General features: G+C 63.0%; 11 protein-coding genes. 6 read left to right on the top strand and 5 right to left on the bottom strand.

What is annotated here, in order from left to right; genetic code table 11:
• Window positions 1-102 precede the first annotated feature (102 nt).
• Entirely contained in the window at window positions 103-1,485 is a 1,383-nt protein-coding gene (gene lpdA, locus AC4D1W_RS14475) for a dihydrolipoyl dehydrogenase (protein WP_490899187.1), read from the bottom strand.
• Window positions 1,486-1,658: 173 nt separating this feature from the next.
• Entirely contained in the window at window positions 1,659-3,209 is a 1,551-nt protein-coding gene (locus tag AC4D1W_RS14470; protein ID WP_490899186.1) for a leucyl aminopeptidase, read from the bottom strand.
• Window positions 3,210-3,476: 267 nt separating this feature from the next.
• Between AC4D1W_RS14470 and AC4D1W_RS14465 the strand changes: the two genes are divergently transcribed.
• From AC4D1W_RS14465 to AC4D1W_RS14450, 4 genes are all read left to right on the top strand, one after another.
• A complete protein-coding gene (locus AC4D1W_RS14465) occupies window positions 3,477-4,523 on the top strand; it encodes a proteasome assembly chaperone family protein (protein WP_490899185.1) in 1,047 nt (348 codons plus the stop codon).
• Entirely contained in the window at window positions 4,492-5,856 is a 1,365-nt protein-coding gene (locus tag AC4D1W_RS14460; RefSeq protein ID WP_490899184.1) for an MFS transporter, read from the top strand. The genes AC4D1W_RS14465 and AC4D1W_RS14460 overlap by 32 nt, the downstream gene beginning before the upstream one ends.
• A 95-nt stretch (window positions 5,857-5,951) precedes the next feature.
• A complete protein-coding gene (locus AC4D1W_RS14455; protein ID WP_490899183.1) occupies window positions 5,952-7,199 on the top strand; it encodes a DUF4192 domain-containing protein in 1,248 nt (415 codons plus the stop codon).
• A 368-nt stretch (window positions 7,200-7,567) separates the two neighbouring features.
• On the top strand, window positions 7,568-8,800 hold the full coding sequence (locus AC4D1W_RS14450; RefSeq protein ID WP_490892380.1) for an RNA polymerase sigma factor: 1,233 nt from the start codon (window positions 7,568-7,570) through the stop codon (window positions 8,798-8,800).
• A 120-nt stretch (window positions 8,801-8,920) separates the two neighbouring features.
• On the opposite strand, the gene AC4D1W_RS14445 is transcribed toward AC4D1W_RS14450, so the two are convergent.
• Complete coding sequence (locus AC4D1W_RS14445) at window positions 8,921-9,145, bottom strand: DUF7455 domain-containing protein (protein WP_490892379.1); 225 nt, start codon at window positions 9,143-9,145, stop codon at window positions 8,921-8,923.
• 239 nt (window positions 9,146-9,384) lie between these two features.
• On the opposite strand from AC4D1W_RS14445, the gene AC4D1W_RS14440 reads away from it, so the two are divergent.
• Window positions 9,385-11,481 carry a DNA gyrase/topoisomerase IV subunit B gene (locus AC4D1W_RS14440; RefSeq protein ID WP_490899182.1) on the top strand — a complete coding sequence of 699 codons (2,097 nt, stop codon included), beginning with the start codon at window positions 9,385-9,387 and terminating at the stop codon, window positions 11,479-11,481.
• A gap of 49 nt (window positions 11,482-11,530) precedes the next feature.
• On the opposite strand, the gene AC4D1W_RS14435 is transcribed toward AC4D1W_RS14440, so the two are convergent.
• Window positions 11,531-12,505: a M56 family metallopeptidase gene (locus tag AC4D1W_RS14435; protein ID WP_490899181.1), complete on the bottom strand. Its 975-nt coding sequence runs from the start codon at window positions 12,503-12,505 to the stop codon at window positions 11,531-11,533.
• A 6-nt stretch (window positions 12,506-12,511) separates the two neighbouring features.
• Entirely contained in the window at window positions 12,512-12,883 is a 372-nt protein-coding gene (locus AC4D1W_RS14430; protein WP_490892376.1) for a BlaI/MecI/CopY family transcriptional regulator, read from the bottom strand.
• Window positions 12,884-13,091: 208 nt separating this feature from the next.
• Here AC4D1W_RS14430 and AC4D1W_RS14425 point away from each other — a divergent pair, with 208 nt between their 5' ends.
• Entirely contained in the window at window positions 13,092-14,666 is a 1,575-nt protein-coding gene (locus AC4D1W_RS14425) for a cytochrome ubiquinol oxidase subunit I (RefSeq protein ID WP_490892375.1), read from the top strand.
• The last annotated feature ends 1 nt before the right edge of the window (window position 14,667 follow it).

Genomic DNA, 14,667 nt, shown 5'->3' with positions numbered 1-14,667 from the left:
TCTACCTTCGACCGCCGGTACCGGGAACAGCCGGTCGGTGTGAGGTTGCCAGTGATGCTTTATGGGAGTTGGTGCAGGTTCAAGCGGCAGCGCAAGCTGCGGTCAGCCGTGGAGCGGTTTGCCGGCGAGGGCGAGGTGGGCCTCGCCCAGGGACTCGTTCTGGGTGGGGTGTGCATGAACCAGTTGGGCCACGTCCTCCGGGTAAGCTTCCCAGTTCACAATGAGCTGGGCCTCGCCGATCTGCTCGCCCATCCGGGTGCCGATCATGTGGACGCCGACGATCGGACCATCCTTCTCGCGGACCAGCTTTACGATGCCTCCGGTACCGAGAATGGAGCTCTTGCCGTTGCCCGCGAGGTTATATTCCTGTGTATCAACCTTGTCATCGCCCAACTTCTCCTTGGCCGCCTTCTCAGTGAGGCCGACCGAAGCGATCTCCGGTTCACAGTAGGTGACTTTCGGAATGTTGATGTCTTCAACGACGACCGGCTTGAGCCCCGCGATTTCCTCCGCGACAAAGATGCCCTGCTGATAGCCCCGGTGCGCAAGCTGCAGGCCGGGGACGATGTCGCCCACAGCGTAGATGTTGCCGACACCCGTGTGCAGACGCTCGTCGGTGATAACAAAACCGCGGTCGAGGGTGATGCCGGCGTCCTCGTAGCCCAGGCCGTCCGTGACGGGGCCGCGGCCGACCGCAACCAGCAGCAGATCCGCCTCGAAAGTCTTGCCGTCGGCGAGGATGACCTTGACGCCGTCCTCGCTCTGCTCGACCTTTTCGAAGAAGGTGCCGGTGTTGAACTTTATGCCGCGCTTCTTGAAAGCGCGCTCGAGGTTCTTCACGATCACGGCATCTTCATTGGGAACCAGCGATGGCAGGCCTTCAATGATGGTGACGTCGACGCCGAATGACTTCCAGACAGAGGCGAATTCGCAACCGATAACACCGCCGCCCAGCACGATCGCGCTTGAGGGGATGGTGTCCATGGTGAGGGCCTGGTCCGAGGTGATGACCTTGCCGCCGATTTCGAGACCGGGGAGCGAACGTGAGTACGAGCCGGTAGCAAGAACGATGTTCTTGCCGGTGTAGGTGGTGCCGTCAACCTCAACGGTGTTCTGTCCGGTCAGCCGGCCTGCGCCTTCAATGACGGTGATGCCCTTGGACTTGATGAGTCCCTGCAGGCCCTTGTATTTGCCGGCAACGATGCCGTCCTTGTAGGCGTTCACGGCCGTCATGTCGATGGATTCGAAGGTGGCCTTGATGCCGTACTTCTCAGCGGACCGCGCGCTGTCTGCAACCTCGGCTGAATGCAGCAGGGCTTTCGTGGGGATACATCCGTTGTGAAGGCAGGTTCCTCCGAGCTTGGCCTTCTCAACCAGCCCGACAGTGAAGCCGAGCTGAACGGCACGAAGGGCGGCGGCGTAGCCGCCGCTGCCTCCGCCCAATATCAGGATGTCGAATTCTTGCGCAGTTGCCGTATCGGCCACTTGGACGCTCCCTCGCGTGATCGGTGACGCACTTAGGTTCGCGCGTCTATTGATGTCTGGCGGAATGCTTGGTGTGATCTGGGTTCACCCTATCGCCAGATCACACCATCAGCCACTTGATGAAGGCTGAAGCACACCCCTATGTGTCGAGTCTCACCCCGGGGGGTGCAGGTTCAGGCGGACTGTTTCTCGGCGCGCTCGACGACGTCCTCCACGTAGCCCAGGAGGGTACGAACCCCCACACCTGTGGCGCCCTTCGGCGTGTAACCGTAGGCGCCGCCCTCATTGAAGGCAGGACCGGCAATATCGAGGTGTGCCCAGGGAATTTTCTCCCCGTCCACTTCACCGACGAACTCCCGGAGGAACACCGCAGCGGTCATCATGCCACCAAATTTCTCCCCGATGTTTGCGATGTCAGCCACTGTCGAATCGAGGCTCGGACGCAGTTCCTCCGGCAGAGGCATGGGCCAGAACTGCTCACCCACGCGATCGGCAGCAGCTTTCACGGCGTCCCGGACGCCGTCATCACCCATCACCCCCGAGACGCGTTTGCCGAGGGCGACCATCTGGGCGCCCGTGAGCGTGGCTACGTCGATGATGGCATCGGGGTACTCGGCGCTGGCAGCGGCCAGCGCATCAGCCATGACCAGGCGCCCCTCGGCATCGGTGTTGAGTACCTCTACGGTCCGGCCGCCGAAGGTGGTGAGTACGTCTGAAGGCCGCTGAGCCGTGCCGGACGGCATATTCTCCGCCAGACACAACCAGCCGGTGACGCTTACCGGGAGGCCGAGCTGGGCGATTGCCGCGACAGCGGTGAGCACGACGGCGGCGCCTGCCATGTCCAGCTTCATCGTCTGCATCCCGGCACCCGGCTTCAGGGACAGGCCGCCGGAGTCAAACGTGATGCCCTTGCCTACGAACGCGAGGTTGATCTTCGACTTGGCGGGTGTGTACTCAAGCTTTACGAGCCTCGGCGGACGGGACGAGCCCTTGCCAACGCCGAGAATGCCGCCGTAGCCGTCCCTCTCAAGCTTCTTCTCGTCCAGGACGGTCACCTTGACGGGCAGGCCTTTGACGTGGTCCCGTGCGAACTGTGCGAACGACTCGGGGTAGAGGTGGCTCGGCGGTTGGTTGACAAGGGTACGGGACACATTGACGCCCCGTACGAGTGCCTCCACCCGGTCAAGGGCTGCCCGCAGGGAACGGTCCTCAGCAGCCGGAGTGAGAATCGCGACACGCGAGAGGGTCTTTGCCGAGGGCCGCGGAGCCTTGCCGCCGACTGCCGTGTAGTGCTCCGTGTATGTATAGCTACCGAGCAGGATGCCCTCGGCTACGGCAGCGGCCTGCTCAACGGTGGCTGCGGGAAGTGCAACAGCAATGCTTTCCACACCGCCCAGCTGCCGTGCGGCGGCTCCAGCCGCACGGCGCAGTGTCTCATCGGAGAGCGGGGTACCCGGTGCGCTGCGTCCGGTGCCGGCAAGGACGAGCACGTCCGCTCCGGTCTCGGGCAGTCCAGGGAAACGGCGCACTTCGTCAGCAGCTCCGGTAACTCCCAGCGAGGGGAGGGTGTCGGTCAGTGCCCGGGCGGATTTCGCCGAGAGTGGGCTGTCCAGGAGGATCGGACCGTCCGGGCTCTGGCCGGTGCCGATCACCAACACCTCGCACTCGGATTTCTTGATGTCCCGGGAGACTGCGGTCAGGTGAATATCGCGGGTATTGCTCACGAAGGTTCGTCCTCGCTTCCGATGGCTGGAGATTACTGCAGGGGCGTGCGGGTTTCGCCACGCTCTTGGGGTTCCTACCGATCGTAGTCGCACCCTGTGACATGCGTCCTATGGACGCGTTCAGGGGAATGAGTACGAGCTGCGGGGGTGTTAGACAACTGAGATCTACAGGCGATCAACTAGGGTTGACAACCAGAGTGGTACCTACTGTGACGAAGGATCGCGGCATCGGCGGCGATCCTATTTACCTGAGCTGAGGAGGAAGCAATGTTGGAGCCGCAAAGCCTTTACAACGTGAGCAACTCAATCAGCGAAGATCCGACCCTGCGGGGACTTCCACTGATCGCTGGGTTCACCGGTTTTGTCGATGCCGGCCAGGTGGTCGCACAAGTACGCGATGAGCTGCTGGGTTCCCTGGACAATGAGCTGCTGGCGGTTTTCGACACCGACCAACTCATTGATTACCGCAGTCGCCGCCCACGCATCACGTTTGAGCAGGATCATCTCAGGGATTATCAGCCTCCGGCGCTTGAGCTTCGGGTACTTCAGGACGGGTTGGGGGAGAGGTTTCTACTGCTGAGCGGCATGGAACCGGACCTTCAATGGGAAAGGTTCTGCGCCGCCGTCGGACAGTTGATCTCCCTGCTTGAGGTGCCGCTGGTCGCCTGGGTCCATTCGCTGCCCATGCCTGTTCCCCATACGCGCCCGCTTGGCGTGACGGTACACGGAAACCGGGGCGACCTGATCGAGGGGATGGGCTCCGCCTGGAAACCCACTGCGGAGCTGCAGTCCTCTGTTGGCCATCTTCTTGAACTGCGTCTCACGGAAACGGGACACGACGTCGTCGGTTACGTGGTGCACGTGCCGCATTATCTGGCGGAGGCCGAGTACCCGCCTGCCGCGGTGACTGCCCTGGAGTACCTTGGCGCATCCATCGGCCGCGTCCTGCCCACCGACCGGATGCGGGAAGCCGGCCGGGACGTGGAGCGGCAGATCACACGGCAGGTGGACAATTCAGCCGAGGTGCAGGGGGTGGTGTCCTCGCTGGAGAAGCGCTACGACGAGCATACGGATGGCTCCCGGCGTTCCCTGCTGGTCAAGCAGAACATGGAATTGGCCAGCGCCGAAGAGCTCGCAGCCGCCGTTGAGGCCTTCCTGGCCGGACCGCGCGCAGCCGACGAGCTCGCCGATACGCTGAACAGCGCAGACGAAGATGAATTCCCCGAGCCTGGCAGCGCGGCTCCCGAGCCGACCACTGACGACGACGGTTCCCCGGCAACCGGTGAAGACGGAGGGGAACGGGCTGGGGACTGATTCGGAACACCGGACGGACCGGCGTGCCTGGGTGGTATGGGCCGCCGGAGTCCTGGCGTACCTGATAGCGGTCACCCAGCGCACTTCTTTCGGGGTCGCAGGTATTGAGGCAACTGAACGTTTCGACGCCACAGCGTCCGCGTTGGCTGTCTTCACTGTGGCGCAGCTCGTGGTCTACGCAGGAATGCAGATCCCGGTAGGGGTGCTGGTCGACCGGTTTGGACCGCGCGTCATGATTGTCAGCGGGGCCGTCCTGATGGCGTTGGGACAGACCCAGCTTGCCTTCGCTGAGTCCATCACGGCGGGAATCGTTGGACGCCTGTTGGTTGGCGGCGGCGACGCCATGACGTTTGTCGCGGTGCTCAGGCTGTTGCCTGCCTGGTTCGAAACCCGGAAAATTCCGGTGCTGACCCAACTGACAGGCATCCTCGGCCAGCTCGGGCAGATCCTCAGTGTCGTACCCTTCCTCGCCATACTGCAGGTCGTGGGATGGAGCAGCGCTTTTCTCTCCGCAGCCGGGCTTGGCATCCTTGCGGCTGTACTGGGCCTGACACTGATCCGTGATCACCCGGAAGGAAGCGACCAGCGAAACCGGATATCCCTGCGGCAGACCGGCGTCTCTCTGTCGGAGGCATGGAAGCAACCTGGAACCCGCCTCGGCCTGTGGTGCCACTTCACGACGCAGTTCTCGGGAACGGTCTTCGTCCTAATCTGGGGCTACCCCTACCTGGTGAGCGCGCAGGAACTCGCGGCTCCGACGGCTTCACTGCTGATGACGCTCTTCGTGGTGGTCGGCATGATCTGCGGGCCGCTTCTTGGCGTTTACGTTGCCAGGCATCCGCTGCGCCGCTCGACCATGGTCCTGGCAATCACGGCGGTCACCGCACTTGCCTGGCTGGTGGTTCTGACCTATCCGGGTCGAGCGCCAGTCTGGCTGCTGGTGCTGCTGGTCGTGACGCTGGCGGTCGGGGGACCTGGATCCATGATCGGCTTCGACTTCGCCAGGACGTTCAATCCGGCGTCCCGCCTCGGGACCGCAACCGGCATTGTGAACATCGGTGGATTCACAGCGGCCCTCCTCACAATGTTCGCCGTGGGGCTTATTCTCGATGTGCTGCTGGCAAGCGGCTTCTCCAACGGCGACCTGTATGCCCTGGATTCCTTCCGGATCGCTTTTTCGGTGCAGTTCCTTGTGCTTGGAATCGGTACGGTCGCGATCGTGGTGCTCCGTCGCCGGGTTCGTGCCCAGCTGGCGCGTCAGTCGATCATTGTGCCCCCGCTTCGGCAGGCGATCGCAAGGGAACTACGACGACGCCGCGAAGCCCGCAGGTAGCGACCCTTCCTCCACACCGGCTTGGTTCATGGCAGTTACCCACATAGCGCGGCAACAGCGTCTCCGGTCCCGGCTGCGGTATCAGAGTCGTAAGCATGACAGCTAACGCATCCCGTTCCGACGCACCCATCAAGGTCAGCTCTCCCGCCGACATCCTCAGCTACGTCCCGCACGTCCTCGGCTTTCAGCCGCGCGAGAGCCTGGTGTTCCTCACCATGTCGGGCAAGCGCGTCGGCGCCACCCTCCGCCTGGACCTTCCGTCCCCGGACACGGATCCTTTGGACTACGCGGCAACAGTCCGGGACTACCTTGAATCCGATTCGTCGGCCGATGGCGCGTTGATGGTCATTTACACCGACACCGCATGGGCGGAGCCCGACGCGCCGCCACATGCTCCAATGGTCCATTGCCTCGATCTGGTCCTTGACGCAGCAGGCCTGACCCTGCTGGACGGGTGGCTGGTCAGCTCCACACACTGGCGGGACTACTTCTGCGAGGACGCGTCATGCTGTCCATGGCCGGGGCACCCTCTTACCCGCATTACTGAGAGCATCCTCAACGCTGAGTTGGTCTTCCAGGGAAGCACGTACGCCGAATCGCTGGAAGCGGCCTTGGGCACTGTCGACGCCGTTCACAACGAAGAGGTCCACAGACTCACTTCCGCCTACATGGAGCGATGGCACGGCAAATGGGACAGGTCCAGTCTGGGCCGTGACAGCCTTTTGCTTTGGAATGCACTCATCACTGACGAGGGGGAGGCAGCGAGCACCGGGGAAGCGCCGGAAGTGATCGCCTTTCTCCTTGCCGGGCTCGCCAGCGCTCCTGTGCGCGACAGCGTCATCGTGCTGGCTGCCGCCGGCCTCAGTGCCGCCCAGGCGGCGGCTGTCGACGGTGGCGTCCTGCCGGCAGACCCGGAGGAGGTGGGCCTCCCGGTGGCCTGCGAAGTGATGAAGAGGGGTCTGCATGCGGGTGAAGCCGCGGAACCGGCGCGCGTGGAGGCAGAGGCTGCAGGGAACCCTGCCCTTCTCTTCCGGAAGGTTTTCCTTGCCACGCTCGGCACGCCCGACTGGAACCGCCTGGATGCGGCACACGCCCTCTTCGTGAGGCTGACGGCCGTAGCAAGCGGGCAGCCGCGGGCTGCTCTCCTCAGTATCCTCGGCTGGCTTGAGTGGGCACGTGGCAGGGGCTCCCGTGCGCACCATTACCTTCAGGAGGCGCTCGACGAGACCCCGGGATACACCCTCGCTGAACTCCTGCTGGCGTTGGTCGGCACCGGGTCACTCGCTCCATGGGCTCGCCGACGCGAAACTGCCTGGACTTCAGATTCCCGCTGCGCCGCCTAAGCGGGCCGATACATCCGGCATGCTCCGGGAACGGCTCTTACGCGGTACGGATGCAGGTTGGCAGACCGATCTACGCGAGAGCCGGGGTGCCCCCGATCCTACGTCCAGGAATTACGTGCCTTCCGCAAAGCGTGCGACAATGGAATTTGAGACCCGGTTGGGTTCGTGTTTCAGATCGACGCGCAATAGATTTGCGGATGTGGTGTTCACACCACTGCATCTCCGCAAGGGAATAGCGCACTCGGCGGAGCTGTTGTATGTATCAACAGTTTCCGAAGATAGGTCTGATTTCAAACACGGACTTGACAGGGTCATAGTGGTGTTGCCCCCTTGGTGGCGCCGCAAACCGCCGTATGAAAGGTTCTTGAGTGTCGGCCAAGAAGACAACAGCACCGGTGTTAACCGAACCCGGTACAACTGCAACCAAGCGCAAAGCCTCCGCCGCGAAACCGGCGTCGAAGGCTGGTACCGCGCGCGGTGCCAAGCGCGCGGCAAACGAGAGCAGTGTAAACACGAAGGCTCCCGCGGAGGATCTTCCCGAGCAGGAGATCGAGCCCGGAGCTGCGGACGTCGACAGTGCAGACACCGACGCAGCCGAACCGGAGGTTGCGGAAGCACCCACCGGCAGCGGCTTCGTCTATTCGGACGCTGACGACGACGACGCGCCCGCGCAGCAGGTGGTTTCCGCTGGCGCCACCGCGGACCCGGTCAAGGATTACCTGAAGCAAATCGGCAAGGTAGCGCTGCTCAATGCTGAGCAGGAAGTCGATCTGGCCCTGCGCATCGAGGCTGGTCTCTTCGCCGAGGAGAAGCTCGCGGCGAACGAGAACATCGACCCGAAACTGCGTCGGGAACTCGAATGGGTTATCCATGACGGAAAGCGCGCCAAGAACCACCTCCTGGAGGCGAACCTCCGTCTGGTCGTCTCGCTGGCCAAGCGCTACACCGGCCGTGGCATGCTTTTCCTGGACCTGATCCAGGAAGGCAACCTTGGCCTCATCCGCGCGGTGGAGAAGTTCGATTACACGAAGGGCTTCAAGTTCTCCACCTATGCGACGTGGTGGATCCGCCAGGCGATCACCCGTGCCATGGCGGACCAGGCCCGCACCATCCGTATTCCGGTTCACATGGTTGAAGTCATCAACAAACTGGCTCGTGTTCAGCGCCAGATGCTGCAGGACCTTGGCCGGGAACCGACCCCGGAAGAGCTGGCACTCGAACTGGACATGACCCCTGAGAAGGTCGTGGAGGTCCAGAAGTACGGCCGTGAGCCCATCTCGCTCCACACCCCGCTGGGCGAAGACGGTGACTCCGAGTTCGGTGACCTCATCGAAGACTCTGAAGCTGTCGTCCCGGCTGACGCCGTGAGCTTCACCCTCCTGCAGGAGCAGCTCCATTCCGTCCTGGACACCCTGTCCGAACGGGAAGCCGGCGTAGTAGCAATGCGGTTCGGTCTCACGGACGGTCAGCCTAAGACCCTTGACGAAATCGGCAAGGTCTATGGGGTCACCCGTGAGCGCATCCGGCAGATAGAGTCCAAAACCATGTCGAAGCTACGGCACCCGTCGCGATCCCAGGTTCTGCGGGACTACCTCGACTAGAATCCTGAATCGGGCACCGTGAGGTCCCGGCACGGCGAACATACAGGAAGAACCCCCTCCGAGGAGGGGGTTCTTCCTGTATGTTGTGCCATCCAGTAGGAGGCTCCACCACGATGGCGATTAAGCCTCTACAGCGCTCTGGGACTTCTCGGTCAACCGGGCAGTTTCGTCCTGCCACTCGGAAGTCTGCGGACGAAGGGTGCTCTCCACAGCGCGTGCGTGATGGCCGCAGAAGAGAAGCTCACCACCGGAGGACTGAAGGACTGCGCGAACATACGCCTGGGCTCCGCACCGGTCACAACGGTGAAGCGCGGTCAGCTCGCGGGTTGCTGTAGCTGTTGTCATGGATGCCTCCTTAGTGGTTCCTGTACTTCATATAACCACTATTCGTAGCCGTTTCTTCGCAAGCTGGGTGTGCTTTCGCTGAGCGCGTATCCTCCCGCGCGCGGTCCAAGCGCGGGCTGAACGCCCCGGCAAGCCTGCCGTCACTAGCGCAAATGACAGAATATGCTTGGTACGGCGCGCCGCTCCCGTCGCGCACACCACCCCGCGATAGACCGCAATCCCAAGGAGTTTCCAAGGAAGTGGCCCCCAGCTCTGAATACACAGCCCGCCATCTTTCCGTACTCGAGGGTCTTGAGGCGGTACGCAAACGCCCGGGTATGTACATCGGGTCCACTGACTCCCGTGGCCTCATGCACTGCCTCTGGGAGATCATCGACAACTCTGTCGATGAGGCCCTGGCAGGCCATGGACAAAGCATCACGGTCATCCTCCACGCCGACGGCTCGGTGGAAGTGCACGATGACGGACGCGGAATTCCCGTGGACGCTGAACCCAAGACGGGGCTCAGCGGCGTTGAAGTGGTCTTCACCAAGCTCCACGCCGGCGGAAAATTCGGCGGCGGCTCCTACACCGCATCCGGCGGCCTCCACGGCGTGGGCGCCAGCGTGGTCAATGCCCTTTCCGCCCGTCTCGACGTGCAGGTGGACAGGGGCGGCAAGACCTACCAGATGTCATTCCGCATGGGCGAACCCGGGAATTTCGCCGACGAGCGCAAGCCTTTGCCGACAGCGAAGTTCTCTCCCTTCGTCGACAGCTCCCGCCTCGAAGTCGTGGGCACCACAAAACGCGGAGTTACCGGTACCAGGATCCGCTACTGGGCAGACCGCCAAATTTTCACTGCCGATGCCAAATTCTCCTATGAGGAACTGCAGGCACGCGCGCGGCAGACCTCCTTCCTTGTTCCAGGTCTCCGGATCACGCTGCGGGACGAACGCGGCCTTCCCGGCCATGACGGCGTGGTGGAGGAAGTGTTCCACCACGACGGCGGAATTTCCGAGTTCGTGGAATTCCTCGCCATCGATCACGCAGTGACCGACGTGTGGAGGCTCCACGGCTCCGGGCGGTTCAAGGAATCCGTGCCCGTCCTCGATGACCAGGGACACAGCCGGATCGCTGAAGTGGAACGCGACTGTGAGGTGGACATCGCGCTGCGCTGGGGCATCGGTTATGACACGACGGTCAAGAGCTTCGTCAACATCATCGCCACCCCCAAGGGCGGAACCCACCAGGCCGGATTCGAACAGGCGCTCCTGAAGACGTTCCGGAAGGTAGTCGAAGCCAATGCCCGCAAGCTCAAGGCAGGCAATGACAAGCTGGAGAAGGACGACGTCTTCGCCGGCCTCACGGCAGTGCTGACCGTTCGTCTGGCCGAGCCGCAGTTCGAAGGACAGACAAAGGAGATCCTCGGAACATCCGCCGTCCGGGCCATCGTCGCAAAGGTCGTGGAAACGCAGATCCTGGCCAAACTCAATTCTTCGGCACGCGGAGACAAGGCCCAGTCCGCGCTCCTGCTGGAGAAGGTCGTCGCCGAAATGAAGTCGCGCGTTTCGGCGCGCGTACACAAGGAGACACAGCGCCGGAAGAATGCGCTGGAGACGTCCTCCATGCCCACCAAACTGGCTGACTGCCGCATCGACGACGTTGAGCGTTCCGAACTGTTCATCGTCGAGGGAGACAGCGCACTGGGCACAGCGAAGCTTGCCCGGTCCTCTGACTACCAGGCGCTGCTGCCCATTCGCGGGAAGATCCTCAACGTCCAGAAGGCTTCGGTCGGCGATATGCTTTCCAACGCCGAGTGTGCAGCCCTGATCCAGGTTGTTGGTGCCGGATCAGGCCGCAGCTTCCAACTCGACGCAGCCCGCTATGGGAAGGTCATCCTGATGACGGACGCGGACGTGGACGGCGCCCATATCCGCACCCTGCTCCTGACCCTTTTCTTCCGGTATATGCGCCCCCTCGTCGATGCAGGTCGTGTCTACGCGGCCGTCCCGCCGCTGCATCGGGTGGAGATCCTCAACCCGGGGAGCAAGGCGAACGAAACCGTCTACACCTACTCGGAGCAGGAACTGCACAGGTTGCTGGCCACGCTCGAACGCGAGGGGAAGCGCTACAAGGAACCTATCCAGCGCTACAAGGGGCTGGGGGAGATGGACGCCGGTCAGTTGGCTGAAACCACCATGGATCCGCGCCACCGCACATTGCGCAGGGTGCGGATCCAGGAGGCCGAAGCCGCCGAACGGGTGTTCGACCTGCTGATGGGCAGCGATGTCGCACCGCGGAAAGACTTCATCGTCGCCGGCGCCGCGTCGCTGGATCGGGAACGCATCGACGCCTGAGCGGTGACGCCGCCGGCCCTGAAGCACCTGCGGCGGGCCGCAAATTTGGTCAGTCGAAGAGACCCGGCGCGATCAGCAGCACCGTGGGCACCATGAGCAGCAGCGCCGATGTCGCCAGCGCGGCGAAGGACTGCACGGGGGAGAGCGGTCGCTTCGGTTCCAGCAGACGGCGCAGCCTGCGAACGGTGGAGAGCGAGGCGTCTTCCTGATCCGGATCCGGTTCGATGCTGCCATCCGGGGGCGCCTGTTTCGGCGCAACAGTCGCCGGTCCGTGTGACCCGGTGGCCACTATCGCGATCGCGCCGACGAGGGTTTCCTGATCCACCTGCTTGACTGCCTCGTCGTCGGCGAGCATCTCAATGAGTTCGTTGACTGCCCGTTGGGCCAGGCGCGACGTCGGAAGCCAGGGCAGGGCAGAGCGCCACGCTGCAAAGGCCCACAGCAGAAGATGATGGCGCTGGCTCAGGTGGGCACGCTCATGTACCAGTACGGCCCGCAGTTCCTCCTCCGACAGCAGCCCCATCAAACCATCCGAAAGGACCGTTACGGAACGTGCGCCGCCGGGCAGGCAGTAAGCGACCGGGGTCGGGTGCTTGATAACGAGGGTGGACGGATTGGTGCGCGAGGGTGAGCTCAGCAGGTTCAGCAGGTTTCGGTGCCGTCGTCGCTGTCCCGTGATCCGCACATAGGTGATGAGCAGCGTGAAGACGAGATGCGCGGTCAGCAGGGTCGCCGCACTGAGGGCGAATACGTGAACCAGTCCGAGAGTGTCTGCCGGCCGATTGTTCACCAGGACGTCCCAGAGCCCGCGTAACGCTTGGAGCAGGTTGTCTCCCAGCGGCTCGAGTCCCCAGACCAGCATGGCGCCGATCATCGAGAGGCCACCGGCAAGGGCGATTGCCTGCCACAGGATCATGGCAGTGAACGGCGAGCGCGAGGGCCACTGCGCCTTGGAGAGCGCGATCGGGGCAGGCCATGCCAGAACCACGGCGAGCGTGGCCAGGAAGTGGGAGGCCCAGAACATCGGGTGCTAGTTGCTGCCCAGTAGCCGCCGGAGGGTGCGGGCCTCGCTCTCGGAAACGCTGCCGATGAAACGGGCGAGGACTGCTTCGCGATCGGGGGCAGTCACCAGGACCTCGTGCATGAGTTCTGCGGTGTGATCTTCCCGGCTGGTCACCGCGCGGTAGCGGTGCGGGCGGGTGTCGCGCTCGCGCTCGACCAAGCCCTTCTTCTCCAGTCGGGACAGTACGGTCAGCACAGTGGTTACCGCAAGTTCCTTGCCCTCTGCGGTGCCTTCCGGGGCAAGCGCCAACGCATCACGGAGAGCGTTGGCCGTCAAGGCCTCCTGGGTACCCCACAGCAGGTCCATGACTGTGCGTTCGAGCTCACCGAGCGTGGCCATTCTTGTTCCTTCGTCCATTTGTTCCCGCTGGTCTGCGGGTATTGCGGTCGCAAAGCCGGTTCCGACTCCTCTAATCTACAACTTTTTCGCCAAAGGTTCTACGCCATGTAGAAGAGGACCCGGAAGTTGTTCTACGATGTGTAGAAGATACTTTTCTACGACATGTAGAACTTGGGATCGTCGCCTGTGCTTGTGGAATCGAGGACCTGTGGAAGCACTTGAAATCGCCCGGTGGCAGTTCGGCATCACCACCGTTTACCACTTTTTGATGGTGCCGCTGACGATCGGCCTCGGCCTGGTTGTCGCGGTCATGCAGACCCAGTGGTACCGGACAGGCGAGGAACACTACCTGCGCATGACCAAGTTCTGGGGAAAGCTCTTCCTCATCAACTTCATCATGGGCGTGGCCACCGGGCTGGTGCAGGAGTTCCAGTTCGGGCTCGCTTGGAGCGAATACAGCCGGTTCGTCGGCGACGTCTTCGGTGCTCCCCTCGCCATGGAGGCGCTGCTCGCGTTCTTCGTCGAGTCGACCTTCCTCGGCCTCTGGATCTTCGGTTGGCAGCGGCTACCCAAGGTGCTGCATCTCGGTTCACTGTGGGCCGCGGTACTGGCATCCGTCTTCTCCGCCTACTTCATCATCGTGGCCAACTCCTGGATGCAGCATCCCGTCGGCGTGGAGCTCGTGGACGGGCGCGCACGCATGGTGGACGCCTGGGCGGTCTTCACCAACAACACCGCACTGGTTGCCTTCACCCACACGGTTTTCGGAGCCCTCGCGGTGGCCGGCGGTTTCCTCCTGGGCATCGCCTGGTACCACCTCTGGAAGCGGCGCCACGACGGCCTGGACACGGTCGACGACGACGGCACGGTGGTCGTCGGCAAGGATGACACCCGGTCACGCGGCCTCATGGACCACCAGGTGTGGCTGCGCTCAGCGCGAATCGGCGCCGTCGTCGCGCTTGTTTCATTCGCCGGGACGGCAGTCTCGGGTGACCTGCAGGCGAAGCTGATGTTCGAACAGCAGCCTATGAAAATGGCGGCAGCTGAGGCCGCCTGCCACGACGGCACCGGTTTCTCCGTCCTCTCGGTGGGCAATCTGGGTTCCCAGAACTGCGACGACATAGTGGCGGTCTTCGAAGTGCCCGGCCTGCTGTCCTTCCTCGCGAACGGTGATTTCACCACCGAGGTCAGAGGCGTCAACACGCTTCTGCCGGAATACGAGGAGCAGTACGGAAAGACCCTTCCCAATGACCCCATGTACGGCGAGCGCGCCGGAATGCCCATCGACTACCTCCCGGTCATGGAGGTTACCTACTGGGGTTTCCGCATCATGATCGGCTTCGGCGTGATGGCGGCCGGCGCAGCCGCGGTAGCACTGTGGATTTTGCGGAAGGGGACGGTCCCCGAATCGCGCCGGCTCATGCAGCTTGCGGTGTTCGGGATCCTCGCCCCCTTCGGAGCCAACTCCGCCGGCTGGATCTTCACGGAGATGGGCCGCCAGCCCTTCGTGGTAGCGCCCAACCCGGATCCCAGCGGCGTCGACGGCGTGTTCATGTTCACGGCCGCGGCCGTGTCGCCCGGGGTGTCACTGGCCGAACTCGTCTTTTCCCTGGTTGCGCTAACCCTCGTTTACGCCGTCCTGCTGGTCGTCGAGGTGAGGCTGCTCTTCACCTATGTGCGCGGCGGCGTTGCCTCGGCCATGCCGGAACTTGCCGCACCCAGCGACGACGACAGCTCCTCCCGCGGAAAGGATGACGACGATGTCCTCGCCTTCGCCTACTGAC

This window comes from Arthrobacter sp. TJ-170 (assembly GCF_058269305.1).
The sequence above is the reverse complement of the archived record's forward strand: the minus strand, read 5'-3'. Positions and strand labels throughout refer to the sequence as shown.